This is a genomic window from Mixta intestinalis, from assembly GCF_009914055.1.
Classification (GTDB): domain Bacteria; phylum Pseudomonadota; class Gammaproteobacteria; order Enterobacterales; family Enterobacteriaceae; genus Mixta; species Mixta intestinalis.
On the sequence record NZ_CP028271.1, the window covers coordinates 4318884 to 4345247 of the forward strand.

A 26364-nucleotide genomic window follows, 5' to 3' on the forward strand; every position below is an offset into this window, starting at 1 on the left:
CTTGTCTCAACCGGATAACGACAAAGTGGGGTATGATGGAGAAAGAGACCGGGAAGGAAGCTGATATGAAACAAATTCGTCTGTTAGCGCAATATTATGTCGATTTGATGGTTAAGCTGGGGTTAATTCGTTTTTCCCTGCTGCTGGCCTCCGCGTTAGTTGTGTTGGCTATGGTTGTGCAGATGGCGGTTACTATGCTGTTACGCGGCCATGTAGAAAGCATCGATATGGTGCGCTCCGTCTTTTTTGGCCTGCTGATTACGCCCTGGGCGGTTTACTTCCTCTCCGTGGTGGTTGAGCAGTTGGAGGAATCACGTCAGCGCCTCTCAAAGCTGGTTGATAAGCTGGAAGAGATGCGTAAGCGTGATCTTGAGCTAAACCAGCAGATGAAAGAGACCATCAGCCAGCTTAATCAGGAAATCGCCGACCGCGTTAAAGCAGAGGAAGCACGCTTACTGGTTGTCGATAAGTTAAAAGAAGAGATGGCGCGGCGTGAGCAGGCGCAGATTGAACTTGAACAGCAATCTTCATTTCTGCGCTCATTCCTGGATGCCTCTCCTGATTTGGTATTTTACCGCAATATTGATCAGCAGTTTTCTGGCTGCAATCGGGCGATGGAGCTGCTGATAGGAAAAAGCGAAAGGCAGCTAATCGGCCTGACGCCGAAAGAAGTTTACGATGATGAAACCGCAACCAAAGTGCTGGAAACGGATGAAAAGGTATTTCGGCATAACGTTTCACTGACCTATGAACAATGGCTGCAATACCCCGATGGGCGCAAAGCCTGTTTTGAAATTCGTAAGGTCCCTTATTACGATCGCGTCGGTAAGCGTAGCGGCCTGATGGGGTTTGGGCGTGATATTACTGAGCGCAAGCGCTATCAGGATGCGCTGGAAAACGCCAGCCGTGAGAAAACAACCTTTATCTCTACTATCAGCCATGAACTCCGTACGCCGCTTAACGGTATCGTTGGGCTAAGCCGTATTCTGCTTGATACTGACTTAAATCAGGAACAGCTGAAGTATCTCAAAACTATCCATGTGTCGGCGATAACGCTGGGTAATATCTTTAATGACGTCATTGAGATGGACAAAATTGAGCGTCGTAAAGTGCAGCTTGATAACCAGCCGCTTGATTTCACCAGCTTCCTTGCCGATCTGGAAAACCTTTCTGGCCTGCTGGCGCAGCCGAAGGGGCTTCGGTTCGTGCTTCATCCTTATCTGCCGCTGCCACATAAAATCATCGCTGATGGAACCCGGCTGCGCCAGATACTGTGGAATCTGATTGGCAATGCGGTGAAATTTACCCAGCAGGGCGAGATTGTTGTACGGGTTAGCTACGATGCAGAGCAGCTTCGCTTCGAAGTTGAAGATTCGGGGATGGGCATCCCGTTTGATGAACAGGACAAAATCTTTGCCATGTACTATCAGGTAAAAGATCAGCATGGCGGCAAGCCAGCAACCGGCACCGGTATCGGTCTGGCGGTTTCACGTCGGCTGGCACAGGCGATGGGGGGCGATATTACGGTACGCAGCGCTCCGGGAGAAGGCTCCTGCTTTACGGTTACGCTCAAGGCACCGCGCGTTGCGGAAGAAGTCGAGGATGAAATGCCAGCAGATGAAATGCCGCTGCCTGCGCTTCACGTGCTGCTGGTTGAAGATATTGAACTCAACGTGGTGGTCGCGCGCTCGGTGCTGGAAAAACTGGGCAACAGCGTAGACGTTGCCATGACGGGCCAGGAAGCGCTCGATATGTTCGATCCTGACGAGTTTGATTTGGTGCTGCTGGATATCCAGCTACCGGACATGACCGGGCTGGACGTGGCAAGAGTGATTCACCAGCGATTTAAAGGGCACGTGTTACCGCCGCTGGTGGCGCTGACCGCTAACGTATTAAAGGATAAAAAAGAGTATCTCGATGCCGGTATGGATGACGTATTGAGCAAGCCGCTGGCGGTGCCCGCGTTAACTGCCATGATTAAAAAATTCTGGGATTACCAGGAAGTGACGCCAGTAGCAGTAACGCATGAGCGGCTGGACGATAAAAAGCTGGCGTTACTCGATCTGCCGATGCTTGAACAGTATACCGAGCTGGTTGGCCCTTCGTTGATCGTTCGCAGCCTTGATATGTTTGAGCAGATGATGCCGGGTTATCTGGCGGTGCTGGATTCAAATATGATGGCTCGCGATCAAAAGGGCATCGCTGAAGAAGGTCATAAAATTAAAGGCGCGGCAGGTTCGGTAGGATTACAGCATCTGCAACAGCTGGCGAAACAGATTCAGAGCCCGGAATTGCCTGCCTGGTGGGATAACGTACAGGAATGGATCGATGAGCTGAAGCAGGAGTGGCGTCATGATGTAGCGGTTTTAAGGGAGTGGATAGAGCAGCAGCCAGACGCTGGAAAAAAATGACCCCGGCTTGTGCCGGGGTGCGCGAATACTGCGCCAACACCAGGGAAAAAGGTTGCTCAGGCCATTCTTAGAAGAGTTAACAAGCGGCATAAGCATGGTATTGGGTAACGTCTGGACACACCTTAGCAAATCTCACAGAATCTGTTAAATCATTCATTAAAATTTGTGATGTTGAACAGCGTTTGCACTCAGAAAACATTAATTTGTTGATACAGTCAGTGAAGTAATCAACTGAGGCCCTATATTGGCGTCAATTTGAGCTTTTGTAAAGGATTTCATTGCAAAAAAATTTCCTCATCATAAGAGTGCTACTTACGCGAAATTTTTAGTTATTCACTGTTAACATCAGGGAACATCACTTTTACTTAATGTCTTGTAATTAAATGTAATTACTCGGCATGGCAGAATTTTGTTCGTCTCACTAACAACCCTGTAAAAGTCCCTGAGAGAGACATTCTGGCTGTAAAGTTATCGTAACTTAGTGAGAAACCAAAAGTGATCATTACGAAGATAAAAAGAGAAGAGAAGTGAGCAATGAAAGAGCAGTTTACCTGAACTAATTTTGTCTTTTCTTTCGATTGGTTGGTGCTTTTTTTGCTGTTTTATAAGATTATTGAATGTATTGCATGGTAAGCATCAGTTATGCAATGAGAGACATTTTAAGGTACTCACCAACGTCACTAAACTTTGGAACCGTTCCCTTTGAGACGGAAGCTATTGATGCAAGAAGAAATTAACAAAATCTAAAGTTCTGAATCATAAAAGTTAGTGCAATAAACAGGCTTGCCAGGAGGCGTTTCTTACTTTATTCGCCGTGTTGGGCAAAGCAAAAATGAGAGTAATTGATAAGTGAGAAAAACAGGTAAGAAGCCGAATCGTTTCGGAAAAGGCACAAGAGGAGTGCTGTCTCTTTGCAAGCGTTGGCTGTTAAGGCTGCTCTTTTTGCTGGTTGGCATTTGGCTGGCTGGAATTTTATTATTTTCTTTTTTACCCGTTCCCTTCTCGGCGGTGATGGCAGAGCGGCAGATTGTTGCCTGGCTACGCGGAGAATTTTTATGGGTTGCACATTCCGATTGGGTTGCCAGCGATAAGATTTCACCCTGGGTTTCGCTGGCTGTCATCGCCGCCGAGGACCAAAAGTTTCCTCAGCATTGGGGATTTGATGTCGCAGCAATTGAGTCAGTGCTGAATAATCAGGATAAGCGTCTGCGTGGGGCTTCCACGATTTCACAGCAAACGGCGAAAAACTTATTTCTTTGGGATGGGCGCAGCTGGTTGCGCAAAGGCCTGGAGGCTGGGTTGACGCTGACGCTGGAAGGCGTATGGAGTAAAAAGCGTATTCTGACGGTCTATCTGAATATTGCCGAATTTGGCGATGGGATCTTTGGCGTCGAAGCAGCGGCGCAGCGCTATTTCCATAAGCCCGCCAGCCGCCTGACGATGTCTGAAGCGGCAATGCTGGCCGCTGTGCTACCTAATCCGCTGCGTTTTCGTGCTGATGCGCCATCAGCCTATGTTCGTCAGCGGCAACAGTGGATAATGCGACAGATGCATCAGTTAGGTGGGACAGGCTATATTCAGCGACACCATCTATAACGCTTTACTCTTCGTCGAAGCCCGCATCGAAAAGCTCAATGACCGCCGCCAGCGCCTGTTGCTCCTGCGGGCCGGTAACTTCAATCTCGATATGGCCGCCTTTGGCCGAATCGAGCATCAACAGGGCAATAACGCTGCTGGCCTCTGCTTCGGTACCCGCTTCGTTGCGCAGCAGCACTTCAGCATCAAAGCTTTGCACCAGCTCAAACAGCTTCATCGCCGGGCGTGCATGCATGCCCAGCTTGTTCTTAATTTCAACGGTTTGCCTGACTGTCATGATTTGCGTTTTTCCAGCGTACGATGGCGGGACTGTACATTCTTACCGCGTGATCGGAAATAGTCCGCCAGCTGTTCAGCAATATAAACGGAGCGATGTTTACCGCCGGTACAGCCAATAGCCACCGTTAAATAGCTACGGTTGTTGGTTTCCAGCATAGGCAGCCACAACTCCAGATAGCTGCGCGTCTGGTAAATGAAATTATGGACTTCAGTATGGCGATCGAGAAACGCCGCAACTGGCCGATCGAGGCCGGTCATAGGACGCAGCTTAGGATCCCAGTGCGGGTTCGGCAGAAAACGCACGTCAAAAACATAATCGGCATCAATAGGGATACCATGCTTATAGCCAAAGGATTCAAAGACCATCGTCAGTTCGCGTTCACGTTTGCCAAGCAGGCGGGTGCGCAGCATCTCGGCCAGTTCGTGCACGGACATTTCTGAGGTATCAACAATCAGATCGGCACGCGATCGCAGTGGCTCCAGCAGATCGTTCTCTTCATCAATGGCGCTTTCCAGCGAAAGATTTTTACTGGAGAGCGGATGCAGGCGGCGGGTATCGCTGTAACGGCGAATTAAAGTATTACGATCGGCATCCAGAAACAGCAGCTGTGGGGAAAAGCTGCCGGGCAGGCTGGTTAATGCTTTTTCCAGTACGTCCGGTGTTTCCGGCATATTACGCACATCAATACTGACGGCGGCAGAGATATTACGCTCGGATAGCGAGTTCGCCAGTTCGGGTAGCAGCGTTACCGGCAGATTATCTACACAGTAAAATCCCATATCTTCCAGCGCGCGTAACGCGACGGATTTCCCTGAGCCTGAACGTCCACTGACGATCATCAGCACCATTAAATTCTCTCCCCATTTATCCTGTACGCCGACGATTGCGCCAGCCGTACAGGCAAAAATGCAAGCCTATTAATCAGTGAGTCTCTTCTGGCGTTGCGGTGATGATTTCGTACAGATCTTCATCACTCTGCGCTGCCCGCAGGCGGCGGCAAACCGTTTTATCAGCCAGCCGTTTCGCGACCAGTGAAAGGGTATGTAGATGTGTTTTACATTGATCCGCCGGTACCAGCAAGGCGAATAGCAGATCAACCGGTTGATTATCAATCGCATCGAAGGCGATCGGCTGATCGAGACGGATAAAAACGCCCACCGCACGCAGCGTATCTTCCTCCAGCTTGCCGTGCGGAATAGCAATACCGTTGCCAATACCGGTACTGCCCATGCGTTCGCGCGTCAAAATAGCTTCAAAAACCGTTTGATGCGGCAGATTAAGCTGTTTGGCAGCTAGTTCACTGATGATTTCCAGTGCCCGCTTTTTGCTCTGGCAATGTACTCCGCTGCGGGTACAGTCGAGGTTGAGTACAGTGCTGAGTTCCAGTGAGAGTTCGTTGTTCATCATAGTTTCACTTGCGTGTTCACATTAACTGGCGCATCGCGCTACTTTACGCGTCTTGCGGCGAGAAAAGCAGTAAAATTTGCCAGTGAGGCGTGAATGGAAAAACGGGGCGAAAAGATTCGCCCCCCGACATCGTTTACTGGCCAATCGGCTCGTCTTTCCCTCAGCCATGTGAAGGTTAGTGTTGTTTTAATTTGTCTTTATGTCTGGTTAGCTGACGAGACAGTTTATCAATCAAGCTGTCGATCGCCGCATACATATCCTCAGCCTCAGAAGTTGCATGCAACTCGCCACCGCTGATATGCAGCGTAGCTTCGGCTATCTGCTGCACTCTTTCTACCTTTAGCACAACATGGACCTGAGTTATCCGGTCTGAATATTGTTCCAGTTTGGCAAACTTATTGTTCACAAATTCGCGTAAAGCTGGTGTGATTTCAATGTGTTGCCCGGTAATATTGAGTTGCATAGCGTCTTCCTTCTCAGTGAGTATCAAACCAGCTGTTTACGCTGATTTGATGGCGGGATAGATAAAGACTCTCGATACTTCGCGACGGTGCGGCGCGCTACCATAATGCCCTGATCGGACAGCATGGCAGTGAGCTTGCTGTCGCTCAGCGGTTTGGCGGGGTTTTCCGCCGAGATGAGTTTTTTTACCAGCGCGCGAATCGCCGTTGACGAGGCTTCGCCACCGCCTTCGGTATTGACGTGGCTGGAGAAAAAATATTTCAGCTCAAAGATTCCGCGTGGACTGTGCAAATATTTTTGCGTAGTCACGCGAGAAATGGTTGATTCATGCATATCTACGGCCTGGGCAATATCTGCCAGCACCATCGGGCGCATAAATTCTTCGCCCTGCTCAAAGAAAGCCTGCTGCTGTTCAACAATACAGCGCGTGACCTTAAGTAACGTATCGTTGCGGCTTTCAAGGCTTTTAATCAGCCACTTAGCTTCTTGCAGATTAGTACGAATAAACTGGCTGTCGCTGTCGTTGCGTGCTGAACTGCCCAGCGCGGCATATTGCTGATTAATTTTCAGACGCGGCACGCTATCGCTGTTTAACTCCACCGTCCAGCGGTTACCCGTTTTACGTACCAGCACATCCGGGATCACATACTCCGGCTCACCGGTATTGACCGACTGACCCGGGCGTGGATCGAGTGACTGAATCAGCGCCATCGCCTCTTTTAATACTTCTTCTTTCAACCGGGTTATGCGCATCAGGCTGCGGAAATCGTGATTAGCCAGCAGATCAAGATGCTCGCTGACGATTAGCTGCGCCTCCGCGAGCCACGGTGTATCGGCGGCGAACTGGGAAAGCTGCACCAGCAGGCAGTCGCGCAGGTCACGAGCGCCTACGCCGACGGGATCGAAACGCTGGATTCGTTTTAACACCGCCTCGACTTCATCCAGCGCAATCTCTTCATCGCCCATGCTGTCGCGAATATCTTCCAGCGTAACGGTAAGATAACCGGTATCGTCGATAGCATCGACAATAGAGGTGGCAATAGCGCGATCGGTGTCGGTAAACGGCGTTAGCTCTACCTGCCACATCAGATAGTCCTGCAGCGACTGCGTGGTTTCTCCCTGATAGACCGGAAGCTCATCGTCACGGTAGTCGGTGCCGGTACCTGATGGCGTACCTGCGGTATAAATTTCATCCCATGTGGCATCAAGCGGCAACTCTTCCGGCATATCCTTTTGCTCAAGCGCTTCTCGCGTATCGAGCATTTCGCTCTCCGGCGCCTCGCGAGACTCAACCTCTTCGTGGATATTATCGGTCTGCTCAAGCAACGGGTTGCTCTCCAGCGCCAGCTGAATCTCCTGTTGAAGTTCCAGCGTCGAAAGCTGCAGCAAACGAATTGCCTGTTGCAGCTGCGGTGTCATGGCGAGCTGTTGGCTGAGCCTGAGTTGCAAACCTTGCTTCATATTCAGAATAACGATTCCCGGTAAAACACTGTTATAACCACACCATATCAGAGTCTGAACTCTTCACCCAAATAGACCCGTTTCACCTGCTCATCTTCCAGAATGGCTTCCGGCGTGCCGTGGGCAATCAGACGCCCCTGGCTGACGATGTAGGCGCGTTCGCAAACGGCCAGCGTTTCACGCACGTTATGATCGGTGATTAATACGCCCAGCCCGCTATCGCGCAGGTGTTCAATAATTTTTTTGATATCGATAACGGAAATGGGGTCGACCCCGGCAAAGGGTTCATCCAGCAGGATAAACTTTGGATTCGCCGCCAGTGCGCGAGCAATTTCCACGCGTCGGCGTTCCCCGCCGGAAAGCGATTGACCCAGGCTATCGCGCAGATGTTCGATATGGAATTCTTCCATCAGCTCTTTAGCGCGATCCTGACGCTGCTCCGTTGTCAGGTCGTCACGAACCTGCAGAACGGCCATCAGGTTGTCATAAACACTCAGGCGACGAAATATGGAGGCTTCCTGCGGCAGATAGCCAATACCACGACGCGCGCGCGCGTGAAGCGGCAAAATACTGATGTCTTCATCGTCAATGACGATACGTCCGGCATCACGTGGCACAATACCCACTACCATATAGAACGTCGTGGTTTTGCCTGCACCATTTGGCCCCAGCAGGCCAACAATTTCGCCAGATTTTACCTGAAGGCTGACATCCTCCACCACGCGGCGGCCCTTATAGGCCTTTGCCAGATTTTCAGCGAGTAGTGTTGCCATACGAATCAGTTACTCTTTTTTTGGCTGTTGGATGCGTTTTTGTCCTGCAGCTGCGAAGGTACAAGAACTGTCGTGACGCGTTTGTTTTCGCCCTGGCTGAACGCCTGCATTTTCTGCTCTTTTACCAGATAGGTGATGCGATCGCCTTTGACATTACTGTCCAGTTGTTCGATATAAGCGTTGCCCGTTAACTCAACGAAATCCTTTGCCAGCTCGTAGCGCATTTTCTGCGCATGGCCTTTAACCGGTTTGCCGTTATCCTGCAACTGATAAAAAGTGGCGGGATTACCATAAGCGTCAACGATAGTTTTTTTGCTATCGCCATCAGGGCGTGTAACCACCACTTTATCGGCAGTAATTTTGATCGAACCCTGGGTAACGATAACGTTGCCGGTAAAGGTGGCTACGTTACCCTGGAGATCCAGTGCCTGGTTAGCAGAATCAATGTTAACGGGTTTGTCAGAATCACCCGTTAGCGCCAGCGCCGGAACGCTGGTAGCCAGCAGTGTACTTAGAAGCAGCAGGTTAAGGCTGCGATTGTGCATTGATTTCATAATTGGTTTTGACCTTTTCAATCAGCTCGGCCGTTTTTGTCCGTAAATTACCGCGCATCTTCATACCTGTGGAGTTAAAGCTGCGGCCATAAAGCGTTACCTGGTCGTCAGATTGCACGTCCTGCGTTACCAGATTGACCTGCGCATTGTCGGTTTTGATGCGATCAATCTGAGCATCTTTCGTCAGGCTATTAACCTCAACGTGACCATAAAGATACAGCATACGGTCTTTAGTCAGTTTGGCTTTATCCGCACGAACTGACCAGGCAGGTATTTTGTTTTCGTCATAGGTGGTCATCAACGGATTATCAAACCAGCTGATTTCTTCCGCCGCGAACCAGGTCACTTTATCCGAAACCAGCTTATAGCTGAGCGCTCCCGTCGGGTTATACACCACGGTGCTGGAATTCGCGCTGGTATAGGTAGGTTCCTGATTATTTGTCTCTACCGGCGTCCGATCGTTATCATTGCCAGCAAGGTTCCAGCCGATCAAGATGATGGCGATTAACCCCAGCAGTAACGTTAGCCAACGCCTGGTTTTACTCATATTGACAACCCTTTGGCATCATCAAACTTCTCCTGGGCGATCAAGATCAGATCGCAGACTTCACGTACCGCGCCGCGCCCGCCAGCAATTCGGGTGACGTAATTCGCACGTTCCAGCAACAGCGGGTGTGCATCGGCCACCGCCACGCTCAACCCAACCTGTGCCATTACCGGCCAGTCAATGAGGTCATCGCCAATATAGGCAACCTGCTCAGGACTTAACGACAGTGTATCCAGAAGTTCCCGGAAGGCCAAAAGCTTATCAGATTGCCCCTGGTAAAGATGTGTAATGCCCAGCGTCTGACAGCGATCTTCCAGTAGCTTAGCCTGGCGGCCAGTGATAATGGCTACCTCGATATCGGAAGTCAGCAGGCAACGAATGCCATAACCGTCACGTACGTTAAATGCCTTAAGCTCTTCACCGCTGTTGCCCATATAAATCAGGCCATCAGACATGACGCCGTCTACGTCGCAGATCAGCAGGCGGATCGCCCCGGCGCGCGTGATAACATCCTGGCTTACTGCGCCGTAGCAGGTCTCTACGGCGTCCGGTTGTTGCGTCATACTTATTTCCATCAGATTACACTACGCCCGCGCGTAGCATGTCATGCATGTGTACTACGCCAATCAACTGATCGCCATCGGCAACCATTACGGCAGTAATATGTTTACTTTGCATCAGGTTCAGGGCGTCCACGGCCAACATTCCGGGACGAACGCGTATGCCGCCAGGAGTCATAACGCTGGCGATAGAAGCCTGCTGGAAATCAATTCCCATATCAAATACGCGGCGTAGATCACCATCGGTGAACACGCCCTGAATCTGCATCAGATCGTCCACGATAGCCGTCATGCCCAGATTCTTGCGCGTAATTTCCAGTAGCGCATCACGTAATGATGCATCTTTAGTTACGTGAGGGATCTCGTCGCCGCTGTGCATGATATCACTGACGCGCAGCAGCAGTTTGCGTCCCAGCGCGCCGCCGGGATGGGACAGGGCGAAATCTTCGGCGGTAAAACCACGCGCCTTCAGCAACGCAACGGCCAGCGCATCGCCCATCACCAGCGTCGCGGTGGTGCTGGAGGTCGGTGCCAGTCCCAGCGGGCAAGCTTCCTGAGGTACTTTAACACAGAGATGGATATCTGCAGCGCGCGCCATATTACTTTCCGGACGGCTTGTCAGACAGATCAGCGCTACCTTTAACCTTTTTAGTACCGGAATCAGCGCCATAATTTCGTTCGATTCACCCGAATTGGAGATAGCGATAACCACATCATTCGCAGTGACCATCCCCAGATCGCCGTGGCTGGCTTCGCCCGGGTGCACAAAAAAGGCTGGCGTACCGGTACTGGCGAAAGTGGCCGCCATCTTTTTACCGATATGCCCTGACTTGCCCATGCCCATCACTACTACTTTTCCCTGGCAGTGAAACATCATTTCACAGGCGCGAGTGAAATCATCATTAATATACTGATCGAGCTGTTCCAGCCCCTGGCGTTCAATATGGAGCACTTCTTTACCAGCCTGTTGGAAATCAAAGCCTGGTTCGAGTATGAGGTGAGACATTGATATTCAGTCCTTTATCCAATGAGATAGAGTGGTTCCAGGTAGAGTACCGCTATCCAGACAACGAAGCCGACCAGCAAAATAGCGCCTTTAATGCGCCCAATACGGCGGCTACGCTGCAGGCAAATAAGCATAAACAGAGCGCTGACGCCCAGCATAATCCAGTAGTCACGCGCGAAAGCGGCGCTGTCGAGCGAGCCGGGCTGGAACAGTGCCGGCAGGCCAAGCACAATGGCAATATTATAAATGTTGGAACCGATAAGATTGCCGATGGCAATATCATCTTCTCCTTTTAATGCGCCTGCAATGACCGTAGCCAGCTCCGGTAGACTGGTGCCAACAGAGATGATGGTCAGACCAATCACCAGCTCGCTAACCCCAAGGTAATCGGCAATGACCGAGGCATTATCAATTACCATGCGGGTCGACATTGGCAGAATGATCAGCGCGACCGCCAGCCATAAAAACGCAACGGTATTGCCCGCGTCATCGCGCGGCAGTTCCGCTACCTGTTCCCGCGTCAGCGTATCGTTGTTATTCTGCTCGGCGCGGCGTGCGATGCGAATAATATACAGCAGATAAAGAAGCGCAATCACTACCAGCGCAACGCCGTCGCCGCGGCTTAACTGGTTATCGACCAGCATGACGCCGCACAATAGCGTCACCAACAGCATCAACGGCAATTCGCGTCGCACCAGGCGGGAATGCACCGTCAGGGGGTGCAGCAACGCCGCGCCGCCGAGGATCAGCAGGATGTTGGTGATGTTCGAACCCATCGCCGTACCGACAGCCATATCCATCTGCCCGTGTGTGGCAGCCGTAAAAGAAACAATCAGTTCCGGCAGCGAAGTGCCGATACCGACAATTGTCATGCCGATAATAATGGGTGGGACGCCTAACGAGCGGCAAAGTATGGCGGCACTAAACACTAAACGATCGGCACCGTAAACCAGTAAAACTAAACCGATAACTAACAGTGCAGTGGCTAAAAGCATGAAAAATCCTTGGATCGGTTATACTTGTCGGTTTGCCTGGCTCGTCATTTTGCGGGCGTTGCAAAAAGAATGGCGATGATTTTGACCGCCTGCGAGCAAAAAGTAAAACGTATGCCTGTTTTCGCCACGACGAGGCGGTAAGTTTCTGTAAAACTCGCGGCTATTGCATTTAAAGTACGCTTAACATATTCGATCTGAATCGCCTGAAATGGATAACAGAGGTAGCAATGCACCAGCCATCCACGAATTTGGTTGAGGTTCACGGCGTAAGTTTTACACGTGGCGATCGCACCATTTTCGACAATATCTCGTTAACGGTGCCGAAAGGAAAAGTCACCGCCATCATGGGGCCTTCCGGCATCGGTAAAACTACGCTGCTGCGTCTGATCGGAGGGCAGCTACAGCCAGATGCCGGTGAGATCTGGTTTGATGGAGAAAATATTCCAACGCTTTCACGCTCCCGGCTGTATGAGATACGTAAGCGCATGAGCATGTTATTCCAGTCCGGGGCGCTGTTTACCGATCTCAATGTCTATGAGAATGTCGCCTGGCCGCTACGTGAGCACACCCGTTTGCCGCCCGCGCTGTTGCATAGCACCGTCATGATGAAGCTGGAGGCGGTCGGTCTGCGTGGGGCGGCAGATCTCATGCCCTCTGAACTGTCGGGCGGTATGGCACGCCGAGCGGCGCTGGCGCGAGCGATTGCGCTGGAGCCGGATCTGATTATGTTCGATGAGCCTTTTGTCGGTCAGGATCCCATTACTATGGGCGTACTGGTTAAACTGATCGATGAGCTGAATCATGCTCTGGGCATGACCTGCATTGTGGTATCGCATGATGTGCCAGAGGTCTTGAGCATTGCGGATTACGCCTATATTGTGGCCGGACAAAAAGTTATCGCTCAGGGAACGACACAGGCGCTACAGGAAAACCCGGATGCGCGTGTACGCCAGTTCATCGACGGTATTGCTGATGGGCCGGTGCCTTTTCGCTATCCGGCTGGCGACTATTTTACCGATCTGATCGGTTCAGGGAGTTAATAAGCTGATGTTTTTACAAGCTCTGGCGTCGCTGGGTCGCCAAGGGATTCGTACCTGTGCCTCTTTTGGGCGCGCAGGACTGATGCTGTTTCATGCGCTGGTCGGCAAGCCGGAGTTTCGCAAACATGCGCCGTTGCTGGTTAAACAGCTTTACAGCGTTGGGGTTATGTCACTGCTGATTATCCTGGTTTCCGGCTTGTTTATCGGCATGGTGCTGGGCCTGCAAGGTTATCTGGTACTGACAACCTATAGCGCTGAAACCAGCCTCGGGATGCTGGTGGCACTGTCGCTGCTGCGTGAACTGGGACCGGTGGTCACCGCGCTGCTGTTTGCCGGGCGGGCAGGCTCGGCGTTAACAGCGGAAATCGGCCTGATGAAAGCAACAGAACAACTTTCCAGTATGGAAATGATGGCGGTCGATCCGCTGCGCCGGGTGATATCGCCGCGCTTCTGGGCGGGCTTTATCAGTATGCCGCTGCTGACGATGATTTTTACCGCGGTAGGCATCTGGGGCGGGGCGCTGGTAGGCGTAAGCTGGAAGGGCATTGACGCTGGCTTTTTCTGGTCTGCGATGCAGAATGCGGTCGATTTTCGCGTCGATGTTGTTAACTGCCTGATTAAGAGTGCGGTATTTGCCATCACCGTTACCTGGATCGCCTTATTTAATGGCTATGATGCGATCCCAACTTCTGAAGGGATCAGTCGGGCTACGACGCGTACGGTAGTACATGCGTCGCTGGCGGTACTCGGTTTAGATTTCGTGCTAACAGCACTGATGTTTGGGAACTAAAGCAATGCAAACCAAAAAAAGTGAAATTTGGGTCGGTGCGTTTATGCTGCTGGCGCTGGTTGCCATCCTGTTTCTCTGCCTGCGCGTAGCGGACGTGAAATCGCTGGGCACCGAGCCGACATGGAAACTGTATGCGACGTTCGACAATATTGGCGGACTGAAAACCAGTTCGCCGGTAAAAATTGGCGGGGTGGTGATCGGGCGCGTGACCGATATCTCGCTGGATGAGAAAACCCTGTCGCCGCGCGTTACGATGGCGATTGAAGACAGATATAACCATTTACCCGATACCAGCTCACTGGCAATTCGTACCCAGGGGCTGCTTGGGGAGCAATACCTGTCGCTAAACGTCGGGTTCGACGATCCTGAAATGGGGACGGCGATCCTGAAAGATGGCGATACGCTACAGGACACGAAATCAGCGCTGGTGCTGGAAGATCTGATCGGTCAGTTCTTGTATAAGAGCGGCGATGGTAACCAGAGCAATCAGCAGGAGCAGGGCGCACCTGCGGCACAATCCGCTCCGGCCACACCGGAACAACCTTAAGAGGCTATACGTATGTTTAAACGTTTACTGATGGTCGCGATGCTGGTTATCGCGCCGCTGGCGGCGAATGCGGCAGACCAAAGCAACCCTTATAAGCTCATGAACGAGGCGGCGCAAAAGACCTTTACCCGCCTGAAGAATGAACAGCCTAAAATTAAGCAGGACCCTAACTACCTGCGTGATATTGTACGTCAGGAACTTTTACCCTATGTGCAGGTGAAATATGCTGGCGCGCTGGTGCTGGGCCGTTACTATCGAGAAGCAACGCCGGAACAGCGCGACGCTTACTTTAAAGCCTTCGGCGATTATCTGGCGCAGGCCTATGGTCAGGCGCTGGCGCTCTATCACGGGCAGACTTATCAAATTGCGCCGGAGCAGCCGCTGGGTGATGCCAGCATTATCGCCATCCGTGTGACCATTATCGATCCTAACGGTCGTCCGCCGGTTCGCCTCGATTTTCAGTGGCGTAAAAACAGCCGTACCGGTAACTGGCAGGCCTATGACATGATTGCTGAAGGGATCAGCATGATTACCACCAAGCAGAACGAATGGAGCGATACGCTGCGTACAAAAGGTATTGATGGCCTGACGCAGCTGCTGAAAAACTACGCGGCGCAGCCTATTACGCTGGATCAGAAAAACAATGGCTGATCACCTGAGCTGGCGTATTGAGGCCGGGACGCTTTTTCTTCAGGGAGAGCTCGATCGGGAAACGCTGCTCGGCCTGTGGCAACAGCGGGAAACCGCTATGCAAAATATCGCTGCTATCGATGTCTCCGCTCTGCAACGTGTTGATTCCGCAGGTCTGGCGCTGCTGGTACATCTGCGCCAGATTGCGCAACAGCAGGGAGCCGCGCCGGTTTTTCGCGGCGTTACGGATAAATTGCATTCGTTGATCACGCTGTACAATTTACAGCAGATCATTGTTTCTGCTGATGATACTGCCTGATCGGCAGCGCGTCTTTATTAAGCCCCTGGATTTTCAGGGGCTTTTTGCTTATTTAAGATAAATGCGCTTTCAACTACTATGTCAGCCTGTTTATCATCAACCGAATCCAGAAAAATCATGGAAAATAGTGAAATCCAGGCAGTGCTGATGAACGCCCTGCCGTTGAAAGAAGTCCACGTTAGCGGTGACGGCAGCCATTTTCAGGTTATTGCCGTCGGTGAACTCTTTAGTGAGCTGAGCCGCGTGAAGAAACAGCAGACGGTTTTTGCACCGTTAATGGAATATATCGCCGATAACCGTATCCATGCGGTTTCGATCAAAACCTACACTCCTGAAGAGTGGGAAAGGGATCGTAAGCTGAACGGTTTTTAAGCTGTTGGCGCGGCATACTGTCCGCGACTCAACGGCCCTTTGAGTTCTGACAACAGAGAGCAGTTGCAATGGATAAATTTCGTGTACAGGGTCCGACCCGGTTGAGTGGTGAAGTTACCATCTCCGGCGCTAAAAATGCCGCGCTACCGATCCTGTTCGCCGCTTTACTGGCTGAAGAGCCGGTAGAGATTCAAAATGTCCCTAAGCTAAAGGACATTGATACCACGATGAAGCTGCTGAGCCAGCTGGGGGTAAAAACAGAGCGCAATGGCTCAGTGCATCTTGATGCCAGTAAGGTTGACGTTTACTGCGCGCCTTATGAGCTGGTGAAAACCATGCGCGCCTCCATCTGGGCGCTGGGGCCGCTGGTTGCTCGTTTTGGACAGGGCCAGGTTTCGCTACCCGGCGGCTGTGCTATCGGCGCGCGCCCGGTCGATCTGCATATTACCGGTCTGGAGCAGCTGGGTGCTGAAATCAAACTGGAAGAAGGCTATGTCAAAGCTTCCGTCAACGGGCGGCTGAAAGGCGCGCACATCGTAATGGATAAGGTGAGCGTAGGCGCGACGGTAACCATTATGTCAGCGGCTACGCTGGCTACGGGCACCACGGTTATTGAAAATGCCGCGCGTGAACCGGAAATTGTCGATACCGCAAACTTTTTAAACGCGCTTGGGGCGAAGATCAGCGGCGCAGGCGGCGATCGCATCACCATCGAAGGGGTTGAGCGTCTGGGCGGCGGCGTTTATCGCGTGTTGCCGGATCGTATTGAAACCGGGACGTTTCTGGTGGCTGCCGCGATCTCCGGCGGTAAAGTTGTCTGCCATAAAACCCAGCCGGATACGCTGGATGCGGTGCTGGCGAAGCTGCGCGAAGCGGGTGCCGAGATCGAGACAGGTGAAGACTGGATTAGCCTTGATATGCATGGCAAGCGTCCGAAAGCGGTAAATGTACGCACTGCGCCGCATCCGGGTTTCCCTACGGACATGCAGGCGCAGTTCACGCTGCTGAACCTGGTAGCAGAAGGTACGGGCGTCATTACTGAAACCATCTTCGAAAATCGTTTTATGCACATCCCGGAGCTGATCCGTATGGGAGCGCATGCGGAGATCGAGAGCAATACGGCTATTTGTCACGGCGTGGAAAGGCTTTCTGGCGCACAGGTGATGGCAACCGATCTGCGTGCTTCCGCCTGTCTGGTGCTTGCGGGTTGTATCGCTGAAGGCACAACCTTAGTGGATCGTATCTATCATATCGATCGTGGCTATGAGCATATCGAAGATAAACTGATTGCGATGGGTGCCAACATTGAGCGCGTAAGCGAATAGGTTGCTCTGCCAGATCGATCGGATCGGAAAAGATGAATGAAAACAGCTCCCGTAAGCGGGAGCTTTTTTTTGCCCCGGTGTTATCAGGAGCGAGAACGGATCAATTTTTTACGATCGATCAGCCGGTTCGTTTTAGGATCGTAATAGCGGCTGGGCCAGATCTCCGCCGGGTGCACGGCGATGGCGTCCGCTATAAGCCATTCTCCTTTGGGCCAGGGACGATTAAGTGCGTTTGCCAGCGTAGATGAGCTAAGGCCAGCCTGGCGTGAGACCGCCGCCAGGGACGTTCCCTTTTTATGCAGAGCAGCAATGATATCGGCGGGATGCCAGTCGTGTTTGTGATACTTGCTTTTATTCATAGCGCATCTCTCCCTATGCACAATTTCTTTATGGAACCATGGATGTTTTAAGAGTCATCAAGATATTCTTATTTAAGAAAAATTAGATAATTTCAAAAAGTCGACTTACCTATTGAGTTATGGTTGGTTTTTTATAGCAAACTGGTTCCATATGTTTCCAGTAATTTTTGATTAATGCTGGTAAATTGTGCCTTTCTTCGCAAAATATCTAATAACCGCTGCAACAGCGCAGGGCCGTCATCGGGCTATCCCATAAAATTGGGAAAGTATCGGAAAGGCGTTGGGGAAAGGAAAAGAGAAAAGCGGGAGACTGCATGCGGCAGCGCTCCCGTTAAGCCAGTTATCAGGAGTCGCGCTGTACGGCCATATGGGCAAGCGCTTCAAGCGCGCTGCGCCAGGGAGATTCAGGCAACGCCTGCAAAGCGGCGATAGCCTTATCTGCTTCCTCTTCGGCGCGATTGCGCGTCCACTCCAGCGAGCCGCATTGACGCATGGTTTCCAGTACCGGCTCCAGCAAATGACGCCCATTACCTTGCTCGATCGCCTCGCGAATCATCGCTGCCTGCTGGGTATTGCCGTGGCGCATCGCATGCAGCAGTGGCAACGTCGGTTTACCTTCGCTCAGATCGTCGCCTACGTTTTTACCCAGCGTCTGACCATCCGCGCTGTAATCGAGAAGATCGTCAATCAGCTGGAAAGCGGTGCCGATATAGCGGCCATATGCCTGCAACGCCTGTTCTTCAGCTGCTGTCGCACCAGCAAGAATACCGGAGGATTGCGCCGCCGCCTCGAACAGACGCGCGGTTTTGCTGTAGATAACATGCATGTAACTCTCTTCGGTGATATCCGGATCGTTACAGTTCATCAGCTGTAGTACTTCGCCTTCGGCGATAACATTCACCGCTTCTGACATCAGTTCCAGTACACGCAGTGAACCGAGGCTGGTCATCATCTGAAAGGCGCGCGTATAGATAAAATCACCAACCAGTACGCTGGCTGCGTTACCAAAGGCAGCATTGGCCGTCGCTTTACCACGGCGCATATCCGATTCATCCACCACGTCGTCATGCAGCAGCGTCGCCGTATGAATAAATTCAATCAGCGCGGCGATAGTGACATGCTGGCTGCCTTCGTAGCCCAGCGCACGTGCCGCAAGGATAGCGATCATCGGGCGAATACGTTTGCCGCCGCCGCTGATGATGTAGTAACCCAACTGATTGATGAGCGAAACATCTGAATTCAGCTGTGAGAGAATGGTCTCGTTGACGGCCGCCATATCCTGCGCGGTTAATTCATTAATTTGTTCTAAATTCATCAGTCTGTTCAGCTATTGCTCTGTTCAGCGCCATGTTAAGCGACTTTGCCCATGTCTGTGGGATGTAATGTATTACAGATTGTACTTGAAAAACGAGACTCTGGAATCCCGAGTATGGCGCTGCGTTTTTTTTCTGCAATCCTTTGCTATGTCCTCTTGTCAACGCAGGGAATTTTGCGTAGAATTCGCGCCCTATTGTGAATATTTTATCGCGCCGCCTGACAATTGAAGAGGGCATGCGCAGAAGCGGAGTTTTATATGTACGCGGTTTTCCAAAGTGGTGGTAAACAACACCGAGTAAGCGAAGGTCAAACCGTTCGCCTGGAAAAGCTGGACATCGCAACCGGCGAAACAATTGAGTTCGATCAGGTTCTGATGATTGCTAATGGTGACGACGTGACTATCGGCGCACCACTGGTTTCAGGTGGCGTGATCAAAGCAGAAGTTGTTGCTCATGGTCGTGGCGAGAAAATTAAAATCGTTAAGTTTCGTCGTCGTAAACACTACCGTAAGCAGCAAGGCCACCGTCAGTGGTTCACTGATGTGAAAATCACTGGCATCAGCGCCTGAGAGGAGATCTGACAAATGGCACACAAAAAGGCTGGCGGCTCAACACGTAACGGTCGCGACTCTAATGCACAGCGCCTGGGCGTAAAACGTTTCGGCGGTGAATCTGTTCTGGCCGGCAACATCATCGTTCGTCAGCGTGGCACCAAATTCCACGCCGGTACCAATGTTGGTCTTGGCCGTGACCACACGCTGTTTGCTACCGCAGACGGTAAAGTGAAATTCGAAGTTAAAGGCCCGAAAAACCGTAAATACGTCAGCATCGTTGCTGAGTAAGGTTATCGTGCTGCGGGTTGATTGATTCGATCGGCCTGCCAGAGTTTGAAAGCCCCGCAGAGCATTGCGGGGCTTTTTACATTTTGAGCCTGCCTGATTTGCTGTACACTTTATGTACAGTCTTTCCGCAACGGGTCATCGCTTATGGCCTCGGCGGAACAAGCCGCACCGGCTATGCCGCCGGTTGCCAGGTGGATGATTTACGGAGAAGGTAAATGAAGTTTGTTGATGAAGCGACAATTCTGGTTGTCGCAGGCGATGGCGGCAACGGTTGTGTCAGCTTCCGTCGTGAAAAATATATTCCGAAAGGCGGCCCTGATGGCGGCGACGGTGGCGACGGTGGCGACGTGTATCTGCTGGCAGATGAAAATCTTAACACGCTGATCGATTATCGCTTTGAAAAATCGTTTCGTGCCGAGCGCGGTCAGAATGGCCAAAGCCGTGACTGTACCGGTAAGCGCGGTAAAGATGTTGTGATTAAAGTGCCGGTAGGGACACGCGTTATCGATCAGGGTACCGGCGAAACGCTGGGTGACCTGACGCGCCACGAGCAGAAGTTAATGGTAGCGAAGGGCGGCTGGCACGGGCTGGGCAACACCCGCTTTAAATCGTCGGTTAACCGTACGCCGCGTCAGAAAACGATGGGAACACCGGGCGAGAAACGCGATTTGCAGCTGGAGCTGATGCTGCTGGCGGATGTCGGGATGCTTGGGCTGCCGAACGCCGGTAAATCAACCTTTATCCGCGCCGTTTCCGCCGCGAAACCCAAAGTAGCCGACTATCCCTTTACGACGCTGGTACCGAGCCTGGGCGTAGTGCGTATGGATAGCGAGCAGAGCTTCGTGGTGGCTGATATTCCTGGCCTGATCGAAGGGGCAGCAGAAGGTGCAGGGCTTGGCATCCGCTTCCTGAAACATCTGGAACGCTGCCGCGTGCTGTTGCATCTGATCGATCTGGCACCGATTGATGAATCCGATCCGGTAGAAAATGCCCGGATCATTCTCGGTGAGCTGGAAAAATACAGTGAAAAACTCTTCCACAAGTCGCGCTGGCTGGTATTTAACAAGATCGATCTGCTGGATCGTGAAGAGGCGGAAGCGCGCGCTAAAGCGATCGCCGAGGCGCTGGGCTGGGATGATAAATATTACCTCATTTCTGCTGCCAGCCAGACCGGTGTGAATGCGCTGTGCTGGGATGTGATGTCCTTCCTTAACGACCATCCGAAAGAGGCGGAAGAGGAAGAGAAGAAACCTGAAAAAGCGGAATTCATGTGGGATGATTACCATCGTGAAGCGCTGGAGCAGGCAGAAGAAGAAGTGGATGAGGAGTGGGATGACGACTGGGATGAAGATGACGACGAAGGCGTCGAAATTATCTATCAGCGTTGATACCATTTTCCCTGTTAAAGGCCCGGACGCGTCCGGGCTTTTTTATTGCGGTTTAACGCAGTTCGCCCCATAGCCGCTGCAATCCATCCGTCAGGCCACCGCGCCAGCAGAGCGCATCGTGCCCACCTTCGAATTCGCGGTAGTAAACCTGATGGCCCTGCGCCTGTAACACCGGCAGCAGGATCCGGTTCGACTGCAATATAATCTTTTCATGCAGCCCGGCTTCCAGCCAGAGGCGCTGTGGCTGCGTTGTTTCCATTTGCTGCTTCAGCTGTTCCGTCAGCCGTCCTCCGCTTTCGGGAGTATGACGATCCGGCCACCAAAACGATCCGGACAGCGATATCGCACCGTTAAAGACGTTGGGCCAGTTAAGTGTTGCGTACAATGCCGCCAGGCCACCATAGCTCTGCCCGGCTACCAGCGTTGGCAGCTGGCTGTCCCAGACGGGCAACCATTCACCTACCTGCGGTAGTAGCTCATGCTGCACCGCCAGCCAGAAATCAGCGTTACAGGTCAGTTCCTGCCCGCGCTGGGTCGTTCCCATTGAATCGATAAAAAGATAGCAGGCCGGAGGCAACAGACCCTGTTGCGTAAGCCATTCCAGCACGGCCGCAGCGGGCATACTCTTTAGCCAGAACTGCCCATCCAGCAAAATAGCGAGCGGACGCTGCGCATCCCCGTCACCGGTTTGCAGCAGCCACACCGAACGTCGGTTTGCCAGACGAGCGCTGTGCCAGCGGTATGCGACGGGCTGGCGATTGTTCTCCCGTAAGGGAGATCGATCCAACTGCTGCCATCCCGCCTGTGGCGGCGCGTCAGGCATATGCAGTGGCGAAACCGGATGACCGCGCCCATTTTGCCAGCTGCGTAGTGGATTGAGCGGATCGGCTATCGCGTTGGGCAGATGTGCCTTCCACCACTGGCGCAGCGTATTTACATCCGGCGGCGAAGCAGGAAAATCGTCTGTATCGCTGACAGGAATTAAACAGTAGCTGCCGCGCCAGCGTGAATTGAGCCTCACTTCTCCCTGCCAGACATCGGTGCCAGCGATCCGCTCCAGTGAAAACGGACGTTGCTGACGATGGTGATCGGTTACGCCATTAATATTTAACCAGACGCGCTGTGTCGTGGAGTGGCGCTCGTCGCCCTGCGGATCGCGCCAGTAAAAACGTGTAAGGCAGCTACTGGCGGAGGTTTCCACAATAGCGGGAATACCCTGCTGAATGCGGGACTGCCACCAGGCCTCGCTGCCTGTCTGCAATGAACAAGTCATGACGCTCCTCAGGACAAAACAGAATGACTACCTGTAAATAATAACAATATTGATAACTATTATCATTTTCAATAATCTGTTTCCGGTTATTAACAGGTAAGTAAGCTGTATCACTAACGGAAAAAAAATGACAACGACATCTGAGAAAGTTTATCGCTTTTTAATGCCGCTGACGCTGGCAGGCGTCATGGGCGCAGCAGCGGCAGCGACAGGGGAATCGACGGCCAGAGAAACGGATGAGGCGGAAGAAGGGACGTTGGTCGTGACGGCTCAGCAGCAGACGTTACAGGCACCAGGCGTCTCCACCATCTCTGCGCAGCAGATAGAAAGACATCCACCTGCTCGTGATGTTTCGGAAATTATTCGCACCATGCCGGGCGTTAACCTTACCGGCAATTCTACCAGTGGCCAGCGCGGCAATAACCGGCAAATCGACATTCGCGGTATGGGGCCGGAAAACACGTTAATCCTGATCGATGGACGTCCGGTCACCAGCCGTAATGCTGTGCGTCTGGGCTGGCGCGGCGAACGGGATACGCGCGGCGACAGCAACTGGGTGCCTGCGGAGCTGGTTGAACGTATTGATGTTATCCGTGGCCCGGCGGCAGCGCGCTATGGCAACGGTGCGGCAGGCGGTGTGGTAAATATCATTACTAAAAAACAGCTCGACGACTGGCACGGCTCATGGAACAGCTATTACAACATTCCACAGCATGATGAAGAGGGTTCGACAAAACGCACCAGCTTTAGCCTGAGTGGCCCGCTGGGTGAAGCGCTGAGCTTCCGACTTTATGGTGGATTAAGCAAAACTCAGGCGGATGCTCAGTTTATTAATGAAGGACATCAATCCCTGCGTACCGGCAGCTATAGTGATACGGTGCCTGCAGGACGTGAAGGTTCAGAAAATAAAGATATCAACGCCTTACTGCGCTGGGCTTTCGCCCCAATGCAGGCGCTGGAATTTGAAGCAGGCTACAGTCGTCAGGGTAACCGCTACGCGGGCGACACGCAAAACACGAATACTAACGCGCTGGTAAATAAGTTCTACGGTAAGGAAACTAACCGGCTTTATCGGCAAAATTTCGCCGTGACCTGGACCGGCGGCTGGGATAATGGAATCAGCACTAATAGCTTTGCACAGTATGAAAATACCCGCAACAACAGGTTGAATGAGGGGCTGGCGGGCGGTACCGAAGGTATTTTCGCTAACGAAGGTTTTTCCACAATCGAACTGAACAACGTGCTGCTGCATAGCGAAATCAGCGTACCTTTTAACTGGCTGGTAAACCAGACCGCAACGCTGGGGACGGAATGGAACCAGCAGCGGATGAAAGATCCCAGCTCGACCACGCAACCGCTAACGGGTGGCAATATTGCCGGTATTGCTACCGGTAGCCGTAGCCCCTACAGCCAGGCGGAGATATTTTCGCTGTTTGCGGAGGATAACCTGGAACTGACCGACAGTACGATGCTGGTTCCGGCGCTACGTTTCGATCATCACACTATCGTTGGCGATAACTGGAGCCCGTCACTGAACCTTTCTCAGGCATTGGGCGATGAGGTGACGTTGAAGCTCGGCATCGCCAGAGCTTACAAAGCTCCCAGCCTTTACCAGACCAATCCTAACTATATTCTTTACAGCCGTGGCCAGGGCTGTGCTGCCAGCAGCGGTGCCTGTTATCTGATGGGCAACGACGAGCTACAGGCGGAAACCAGCATCAATAAAGAAGCAGGTCTGGAGTGGAAACATGAGGATTATCAGGTGGGCGTTACCTGGTTCCGTAATGACTACCGAGACAAAATCGAGGCGGGCTATCTTCCCAGCGGGGTTTCGACTAACGGCAAGACCGATCTCTATCGCTGGGAAAATGTGCCAAAGGCGGTAGTTGAAGGTCTGGAAGGAACGGTTAATTTTCCGCTCGGAGAGACGATTATCTGGAGCAATAACCTGACCTGGATGCTGCAAAGTAAGAACAAAGAGACCGGCGATCGGCTATCGATTATTCCGCAGTACACCTTAAACTCGATGCTGAGCTGGCAGGCGACACAGGATCTGTCATTGCAAACCACGTTTACCTGGTATGGACGCCAGACGCCGAAAAAGTACAACTACAAGGGAGAGGCCATTACGGGCAGCGAGAGAGATGAAGTTAGTCCTTACTCCGTTGTAGGGTTAAGCGGCACGCTGGAAGTGAATAAGTATGTCAGCGTTACGCTGGGAGTGGATAATTTACTGGATAAGCGCCATTTCCGCGCCGGCAATGCGCAAACAACCGGTAATGCCGTGACCAATTCTTATATGTATGGCGCGGGCGCGAATACCTATAACGAATCGGGGCGAACCTGGTATCTTGGTTTGAATACGCATTTCTGATCCTGTGCCCGTTAGTCTTAATTAAGGCTGACGGGCAGCCAGCATTGCGCCTCCAGGCCAGAGCGATCCTGGCGGTTCGTTAGCTGTAGTTTGCCGCCATGCAGCTGCAAAATACGCAGTACAATATTTAAGCCCAGCCCGCTACCGCCGTAACGCCGATCGCGACGATGAAACGCCTGAGTTAATTCGCTGGCGCTCTCCTCCTCAATACCTGGCCCCTCATCCACCACGCGCAGCAGGCTGCCGTTAATGTCGGTTACTAACTCCAGCTGGATCAGTGAATCTTCCGGGCTGTAGCGTGAGGCGTTTTCCAGCAGGTTACGCAGCATCAGCCGCAGTAGGACCGCATCGCCCTCTACTTTTCCGTTCGCCAACGGCCAGGTGAGGCGCTGACGCCGCTGTTTCAGCATCTCTCCTGTTTCTGCCTGTAGCGGAGCGAAAATGTCCTGCTGCCAGTGTAGCGTTTGATAGTGACCACTTGCTAATGCCTGGCCGGCACGCGACAGCATCAATAGCTGCTCAATCACGTGCATCAGCTGATCGACGCGCGTTACCAGCATCGGTGCCTGCCTGATCTCCTGCTGTGCCATCAGCTCAAGATGCAGCCGCAGGCCCGCCAGCGGAGTGCGCAGCTCATGCGCCGCATCCGCAGTAAACAGCCGTTCCTGCTGTAGCGTCTGATTCAGCCTTGCCAGCAGCTGATTCAGAGCACGCGTTACCGCTACGATCTCGTCCATTTCTGAAAAGGTAGGAAGAGGTGAGAGGTTATCGGCAGAGCGTTCCGCCAGGCTTGCCTGTAACGCATTAAGCGGACGAATGATCCAGCTGATAGCCCAGAAGGAGAGCACCAGCGTAAAGCCCACCATCACCAGCGAAGGCAACAGCAGCGAAGCGATCGCCTCGCGTATCTCATTTTCGACGTGCTGATTACGTGCTTTCGCCGTCAGCGTTTCGTTAACCAGAAAGCTAATCTGCTCACGGCTTTCGTGCCAGAGCCAGATGGCACTCATCAGCTGGCAGGTAAGCAGAATCAGCGCCAGCATCAATAACAAGCGACGCCGCATACTGTTCACGAGCGTTCTTCCAGCCGATAGCCAACGCCGCGTACCGTTTTAATGCGATCCTTGCCCAGCTTACGTCGCAGATTATGAATATGTACTTCGAGTGTATTGGAGCCGTTATCATCCTGCCAGCTGTAGAGATCCTGCTGTAAAGTTTCGCGATGCACCGTTTGCCCGATGCGCATCAGCAGGCGGGTCAGCAGGGCAAACTCTTTTGGCGTTACCTCTACCGGTTGATTTTCTACCGCCACCTGAAGCGAAGAGAGATTCAGCGCCAGATCGCCATGCTGAAGCAAATTATCGCTGCGCCCCTGGTAACGGCGGATTAGCGCCCGCACGCGAGCCTTAAGCTCCGCCAGTGCAAAAGGTTTCACCAGATAATCATCGGCTCCGGCGTCCAGCCCGCCGACGCGATCTTCCAGCGCATCACGCGCCGTCAGGATCAGAACCGGCAGATCGATTCCCTGCCGTCGCCAGCGGCGCAGCAGATCCGTGCCGTCTGCGTCCGGCAGGCCGAGATCGAGCACGATCAGGCTATATTGTCCGCTTTGCAATAGCGCCTCCGCCTCCACGCCTTTTGCTGCGCAGTCGGTGGCGTAGCCCTCGCCGCCTAAGGCAAGCGCTACGCCTTCCTGTAGCAGCAGATCGTCTTCAACAATCAGTATCTTCATCAGGC

29 protein-coding genes are annotated in these 26364 nt (G+C 52.4%); 13 read left to right on the forward strand and 16 right to left on the reverse strand.

Annotation, left to right across the window (positions count from 1 at the left end; all coding sequences use genetic code 11):
* The first annotated feature begins 65 nt into the window (after nucleotides 1-65).
* Entirely contained in the window at nucleotides 66-2411 is a 2346-nt protein-coding gene (gene arcB, locus C7M51_RS20075; RefSeq protein WP_160623257.1) for an aerobic respiration two-component sensor histidine kinase ArcB, read from the forward strand.
* Between the two features lie 942 nt (nucleotides 2412-3353).
* Complete coding sequence (gene mtgA, locus C7M51_RS20080; protein WP_425280985.1) at nucleotides 3354-4007, forward strand: monofunctional biosynthetic peptidoglycan transglycosylase; 654 nt, start codon at nucleotides 3354-3356, stop codon at nucleotides 4005-4007.
* A 4-nt stretch (nucleotides 4008-4011) separates the two neighbouring features.
* Here mtgA and npr read toward each other — a convergent pair whose 3' ends face one another.
* The 11 genes from npr to C7M51_RS20135 form a co-directional block, all read right to left on the reverse strand.
* Nucleotides 4012-4284, reverse strand: a complete 273-nt coding sequence (gene npr / locus C7M51_RS20085; RefSeq protein ID WP_160623259.1) for a PTS phosphocarrier protein NPr — start codon at nucleotides 4282-4284, stop codon at nucleotides 4012-4014.
* A complete protein-coding gene (gene rapZ, locus C7M51_RS20090) occupies nucleotides 4281-5135 on the reverse strand; it encodes an RNase adapter RapZ (RefSeq protein WP_141175195.1) in 855 nt (284 codons plus the stop codon). Before rapZ ends, npr begins: the two co-directional genes overlap by 4 nt.
* Nucleotides 5136-5208: 73 nt before the next feature.
* Nucleotides 5209-5691 carry a PTS IIA-like nitrogen regulatory protein PtsN gene (ptsN, locus tag C7M51_RS20095; RefSeq protein ID WP_208852154.1) on the reverse strand — a complete coding sequence of 161 codons (483 nt, stop codon included), beginning with the start codon at nucleotides 5689-5691 and terminating at the stop codon, nucleotides 5209-5211.
* Between the two features lie 178 nt (nucleotides 5692-5869).
* The gene (gene hpf / locus C7M51_RS20100) at nucleotides 5870-6157 is read right to left on the reverse strand and encodes a ribosome hibernation promoting factor (RefSeq protein ID WP_160623261.1); all 288 of its coding nucleotides are present in this window, start codon (nucleotides 6155-6157) and stop codon (nucleotides 5870-5872) included.
* A 23-nt stretch (nucleotides 6158-6180) separates the two neighbouring features.
* Nucleotides 6181-7617 carry an RNA polymerase factor sigma-54 gene (gene rpoN, locus C7M51_RS20105; RefSeq protein WP_160623262.1) on the reverse strand — a complete coding sequence of 479 codons (1437 nt, stop codon included), beginning with the start codon at nucleotides 7615-7617 and terminating at the stop codon, nucleotides 6181-6183.
* Nucleotides 7618-7664: 47 nt separating this feature from the next.
* Nucleotides 7665-8390, reverse strand: a complete 726-nt coding sequence (gene lptB / locus C7M51_RS20110; protein ID WP_160623263.1) for an LPS export ABC transporter ATP-binding protein — start codon at nucleotides 8388-8390, stop codon at nucleotides 7665-7667.
* Between the two features lie 5 nt (nucleotides 8391-8395).
* Nucleotides 8396-8935 carry a lipopolysaccharide ABC transporter substrate-binding protein LptA gene (lptA, locus tag C7M51_RS20115; protein ID WP_425281024.1) on the reverse strand — a complete coding sequence of 180 codons (540 nt, stop codon included), beginning with the start codon at nucleotides 8933-8935 and terminating at the stop codon, nucleotides 8396-8398.
* Complete coding sequence (gene lptC, locus C7M51_RS20120) at nucleotides 8916-9491, reverse strand: LPS export ABC transporter periplasmic protein LptC (protein WP_160623265.1); 576 nt, start codon at nucleotides 9489-9491, stop codon at nucleotides 8916-8918. The genes lptA and lptC overlap by 20 nt, the downstream gene beginning before the upstream one ends.
* Nucleotides 9488-10054, reverse strand: a complete 567-nt coding sequence (gene kdsC, locus C7M51_RS20125; RefSeq protein ID WP_160623266.1) for a 3-deoxy-manno-octulosonate-8-phosphatase KdsC — start codon at nucleotides 10052-10054, stop codon at nucleotides 9488-9490. The genes lptC and kdsC overlap by 4 nt, the downstream gene beginning before the upstream one ends.
* Nucleotides 10055-10070: 16 nt before the next feature.
* Complete coding sequence (gene kdsD, locus C7M51_RS20130; protein WP_160623267.1) at nucleotides 10071-11057, reverse strand: arabinose-5-phosphate isomerase KdsD; 987 nt, start codon at nucleotides 11055-11057, stop codon at nucleotides 10071-10073.
* Between the two features lie 14 nt (nucleotides 11058-11071).
* A complete protein-coding gene (locus C7M51_RS20135; protein ID WP_160623268.1) occupies nucleotides 11072-12052 on the reverse strand; it encodes a calcium/sodium antiporter in 981 nt (326 codons plus the stop codon).
* 227 nt (nucleotides 12053-12279) lie between these two features.
* On the opposite strand from C7M51_RS20135, the gene mlaF reads away from it, so the two are divergent.
* The 7 genes from mlaF to murA all read left to right on the forward strand — a co-directional run bounded on the left by mlaF (nucleotide 12280) and on the right by murA (nucleotide 17075).
* Nucleotides 12280-13092, forward strand: a complete 813-nt coding sequence (mlaF, locus tag C7M51_RS20140) for a phospholipid ABC transporter ATP-binding protein MlaF (RefSeq protein ID WP_160623269.1) — start codon at nucleotides 12280-12282, stop codon at nucleotides 13090-13092.
* Between the two features lie 7 nt (nucleotides 13093-13099).
* Entirely contained in the window at nucleotides 13100-13882 is a 783-nt protein-coding gene (gene mlaE / locus C7M51_RS20145) for a lipid asymmetry maintenance ABC transporter permease subunit MlaE (RefSeq protein WP_160623270.1), read from the forward strand.
* Nucleotides 13883-13886: 4 nt separating this feature from the next.
* Nucleotides 13887-14429 (forward strand): outer membrane lipid asymmetry maintenance protein MlaD, encoded by a 543-nt coding sequence (gene mlaD / locus C7M51_RS20150; protein WP_160623271.1) that lies wholly within the window; start codon nucleotides 13887-13889, stop codon nucleotides 14427-14429.
* 12 nt (nucleotides 14430-14441) lie between these two features.
* Nucleotides 14442-15080 carry a phospholipid-binding protein MlaC gene (gene mlaC / locus C7M51_RS20155; RefSeq protein WP_160623272.1) on the forward strand — a complete coding sequence of 213 codons (639 nt, stop codon included), beginning with the start codon at nucleotides 14442-14444 and terminating at the stop codon, nucleotides 15078-15080.
* Nucleotides 15073-15378 carry a lipid asymmetry maintenance protein MlaB gene (gene mlaB / locus C7M51_RS20160; protein ID WP_160623273.1) on the forward strand — a complete coding sequence of 102 codons (306 nt, stop codon included), beginning with the start codon at nucleotides 15073-15075 and terminating at the stop codon, nucleotides 15376-15378. Before mlaC ends, mlaB begins: the two co-directional genes overlap by 8 nt.
* Nucleotides 15379-15495: 117 nt before the next feature.
* Nucleotides 15496-15750, forward strand: coding sequence for a BolA family iron metabolism protein IbaG (ibaG, locus tag C7M51_RS20165; RefSeq protein ID WP_160623274.1), 255 nt, complete (start codon nucleotides 15496-15498; stop codon nucleotides 15748-15750).
* Nucleotides 15751-15818: 68 nt separating this feature from the next.
* Nucleotides 15819-17075: a UDP-N-acetylglucosamine 1-carboxyvinyltransferase gene (gene murA, locus C7M51_RS20170; protein WP_160623275.1), complete on the forward strand. Its 1257-nt coding sequence runs from the start codon at nucleotides 15819-15821 to the stop codon at nucleotides 17073-17075.
* 83 nt (nucleotides 17076-17158) lie between these two features.
* Here murA and C7M51_RS20175 read toward each other — a convergent pair whose 3' ends face one another.
* Nucleotides 17159-17434 carry a helix-turn-helix domain-containing protein gene (locus C7M51_RS20175; RefSeq protein WP_160623276.1) on the reverse strand — a complete coding sequence of 92 codons (276 nt, stop codon included), beginning with the start codon at nucleotides 17432-17434 and terminating at the stop codon, nucleotides 17159-17161.
* A gap of 343 nt (nucleotides 17435-17777) precedes the next feature.
* Nucleotides 17778-18749 (reverse strand): octaprenyl diphosphate synthase, encoded by a 972-nt coding sequence (gene ispB, locus C7M51_RS20180; RefSeq protein WP_160623277.1) that lies wholly within the window; start codon nucleotides 18747-18749, stop codon nucleotides 17778-17780.
* Nucleotides 18750-19007: 258 nt separating this feature from the next.
* Between ispB and rplU the strand changes: the two genes are divergently transcribed.
* The 3 genes from rplU to cgtA all read left to right on the forward strand — a co-directional run bounded on the left by rplU (nucleotide 19008) and on the right by cgtA (nucleotide 20980).
* A complete protein-coding gene (rplU, locus tag C7M51_RS20185; protein ID WP_141174786.1) occupies nucleotides 19008-19319 on the forward strand; it encodes a 50S ribosomal protein L21 in 312 nt (103 codons plus the stop codon).
* Between the two features lie 15 nt (nucleotides 19320-19334).
* Complete coding sequence (gene rpmA, locus C7M51_RS20190) at nucleotides 19335-19592, forward strand: 50S ribosomal protein L27 (protein ID WP_160623278.1); 258 nt, start codon at nucleotides 19335-19337, stop codon at nucleotides 19590-19592.
* A 215-nt stretch (nucleotides 19593-19807) separates the two neighbouring features.
* Nucleotides 19808-20980 carry an Obg family GTPase CgtA gene (gene cgtA / locus C7M51_RS20195; protein ID WP_160623279.1) on the forward strand — a complete coding sequence of 391 codons (1173 nt, stop codon included), beginning with the start codon at nucleotides 19808-19810 and terminating at the stop codon, nucleotides 20978-20980.
* 52 nt (nucleotides 20981-21032) lie between these two features.
* Here the strand turns inward: cgtA and fes are convergent, their stop codons facing one another.
* The gene (gene fes / locus C7M51_RS20200; RefSeq protein WP_160623280.1) at nucleotides 21033-22253 is read right to left on the reverse strand and encodes an enterochelin esterase; all 1221 of its coding nucleotides are present in this window, start codon (nucleotides 22251-22253) and stop codon (nucleotides 21033-21035) included.
* Nucleotides 22254-22440: 187 nt separating this feature from the next.
* Between fes and C7M51_RS20205 the strand changes: the two genes are divergently transcribed.
* Nucleotides 22441-24627 carry a TonB-dependent siderophore receptor gene (locus C7M51_RS20205; RefSeq protein ID WP_244323855.1) on the forward strand — a complete coding sequence of 729 codons (2187 nt, stop codon included), beginning with the start codon at nucleotides 22441-22443 and terminating at the stop codon, nucleotides 24625-24627.
* Nucleotides 24628-24644: 17 nt separating this feature from the next.
* On the opposite strand, the gene pmrB is transcribed toward C7M51_RS20205, so the two are convergent.
* Nucleotides 24645-25700, reverse strand: coding sequence for a two-component system sensor histidine kinase PmrB (gene pmrB, locus C7M51_RS20210; protein ID WP_160623282.1), 1056 nt, complete (start codon nucleotides 25698-25700; stop codon nucleotides 24645-24647).
* Complete coding sequence (pmrA, locus tag C7M51_RS20215; protein WP_160623283.1) at nucleotides 25697-26359, reverse strand: two-component system response regulator PmrA; 663 nt, start codon at nucleotides 26357-26359, stop codon at nucleotides 25697-25699. The genes pmrB and pmrA overlap by 4 nt, the downstream gene beginning before the upstream one ends.
* Between the last annotated feature and the right edge of the window lie 5 nt (nucleotides 26360-26364).

Excerpts from the sequence above, each read along its gene's own strand:
- arcB (WP_160623257.1), top strand. The coding sequence starts at position 66 with ATGAAACAAATTCGTCTGTTAGCGCAATATTATGTCGATTTGATGGTT.
- npr (WP_160623259.1), bottom strand. The coding sequence starts at position 4,284 with ATGACAGTCAGGCAAACCGTTGAAATTAAGAACAAGCTGGGCATGCAT.
- rapZ (WP_141175195.1), bottom strand. The coding sequence starts at position 5,135 with ATGGTGCTGATGATCGTCAGTGGACGTTCAGGCTCAGGGAAATCCGTC.
- ptsN (WP_208852154.1), bottom strand. The coding sequence starts at position 5,691 with ATGAACAACGAACTCTCACTGGAACTCAGCACTGTACTCAACCTCGAC.
- hpf (WP_160623261.1), bottom strand. The coding sequence starts at position 6,157 with ATGCAACTCAATATTACCGGGCAACACATTGAAATCACACCAGCTTTA.
- rpoN (WP_160623262.1), bottom strand. The coding sequence starts at position 7,617 with ATGAAGCAAGGTTTGCAACTCAGGCTCAGCCAACAGCTCGCCATGACA.
- lptB (WP_160623263.1), bottom strand. The coding sequence starts at position 8,390 with ATGGCAACACTACTCGCTGAAAATCTGGCAAAGGCCTATAAGGGCCGC.
- lptA (WP_425281024.1), bottom strand. The coding sequence starts at position 8,935 with ATGCACAATCGCAGCCTTAACCTGCTGCTTCTAAGTACACTGCTGGCT.
- lptC (WP_160623265.1), bottom strand. The coding sequence starts at position 9,491 with ATGAGTAAAACCAGGCGTTGGCTAACGTTACTGCTGGGGTTAATCGCC.
- kdsC (WP_160623266.1), bottom strand. The coding sequence starts at position 10,054 with ATGACGCAACAACCGGACGCCGTAGAGACCTGCTACGGCGCAGTAAGC.
- kdsD (WP_160623267.1), bottom strand. The coding sequence starts at position 11,057 with ATGTCTCACCTCATACTCGAACCAGGCTTTGATTTCCAACAGGCTGGT.
- C7M51_RS20135 (WP_160623268.1), bottom strand. The coding sequence starts at position 12,052 with ATGCTTTTAGCCACTGCACTGTTAGTTATCGGTTTAGTTTTACTGGTT.
- mlaF (WP_160623269.1), top strand. The coding sequence starts at position 12,280 with ATGCACCAGCCATCCACGAATTTGGTTGAGGTTCACGGCGTAAGTTTT.
- mlaE (WP_160623270.1), top strand. The coding sequence starts at position 13,100 with ATGTTTTTACAAGCTCTGGCGTCGCTGGGTCGCCAAGGGATTCGTACC.
- mlaD (WP_160623271.1), top strand. The coding sequence starts at position 13,887 with ATGCAAACCAAAAAAAGTGAAATTTGGGTCGGTGCGTTTATGCTGCTG.
- mlaC (WP_160623272.1), top strand. The coding sequence starts at position 14,442 with ATGTTTAAACGTTTACTGATGGTCGCGATGCTGGTTATCGCGCCGCTG.
- mlaB (WP_160623273.1), top strand. The coding sequence starts at position 15,073 with ATGGCTGATCACCTGAGCTGGCGTATTGAGGCCGGGACGCTTTTTCTT.
- ibaG (WP_160623274.1), top strand. The coding sequence starts at position 15,496 with ATGGAAAATAGTGAAATCCAGGCAGTGCTGATGAACGCCCTGCCGTTG.
- murA (WP_160623275.1), top strand. The coding sequence starts at position 15,819 with ATGGATAAATTTCGTGTACAGGGTCCGACCCGGTTGAGTGGTGAAGTT.
- C7M51_RS20175 (WP_160623276.1), bottom strand. The coding sequence starts at position 17,434 with ATGAATAAAAGCAAGTATCACAAACACGACTGGCATCCCGCCGATATC.
- ispB (WP_160623277.1), bottom strand. The coding sequence starts at position 18,749 with ATGAATTTAGAACAAATTAATGAATTAACCGCGCAGGATATGGCGGCC.
- rplU (WP_141174786.1), top strand. The coding sequence starts at position 19,008 with ATGTACGCGGTTTTCCAAAGTGGTGGTAAACAACACCGAGTAAGCGAA.
- rpmA (WP_160623278.1), top strand. The coding sequence starts at position 19,335 with ATGGCACACAAAAAGGCTGGCGGCTCAACACGTAACGGTCGCGACTCT.
- cgtA (WP_160623279.1), top strand. The coding sequence starts at position 19,808 with ATGAAGTTTGTTGATGAAGCGACAATTCTGGTTGTCGCAGGCGATGGC.
- fes (WP_160623280.1), bottom strand. The coding sequence starts at position 22,253 with ATGACTTGTTCATTGCAGACAGGCAGCGAGGCCTGGTGGCAGTCCCGC.
- C7M51_RS20205 (WP_244323855.1), top strand. The coding sequence starts at position 22,441 with ATGGGCGCAGCAGCGGCAGCGACAGGGGAATCGACGGCCAGAGAAACG.
- pmrA (WP_160623283.1), bottom strand. The coding sequence starts at position 26,359 with ATGAAGATACTGATTGTTGAAGACGATCTGCTGCTACAGGAAGGCGTA.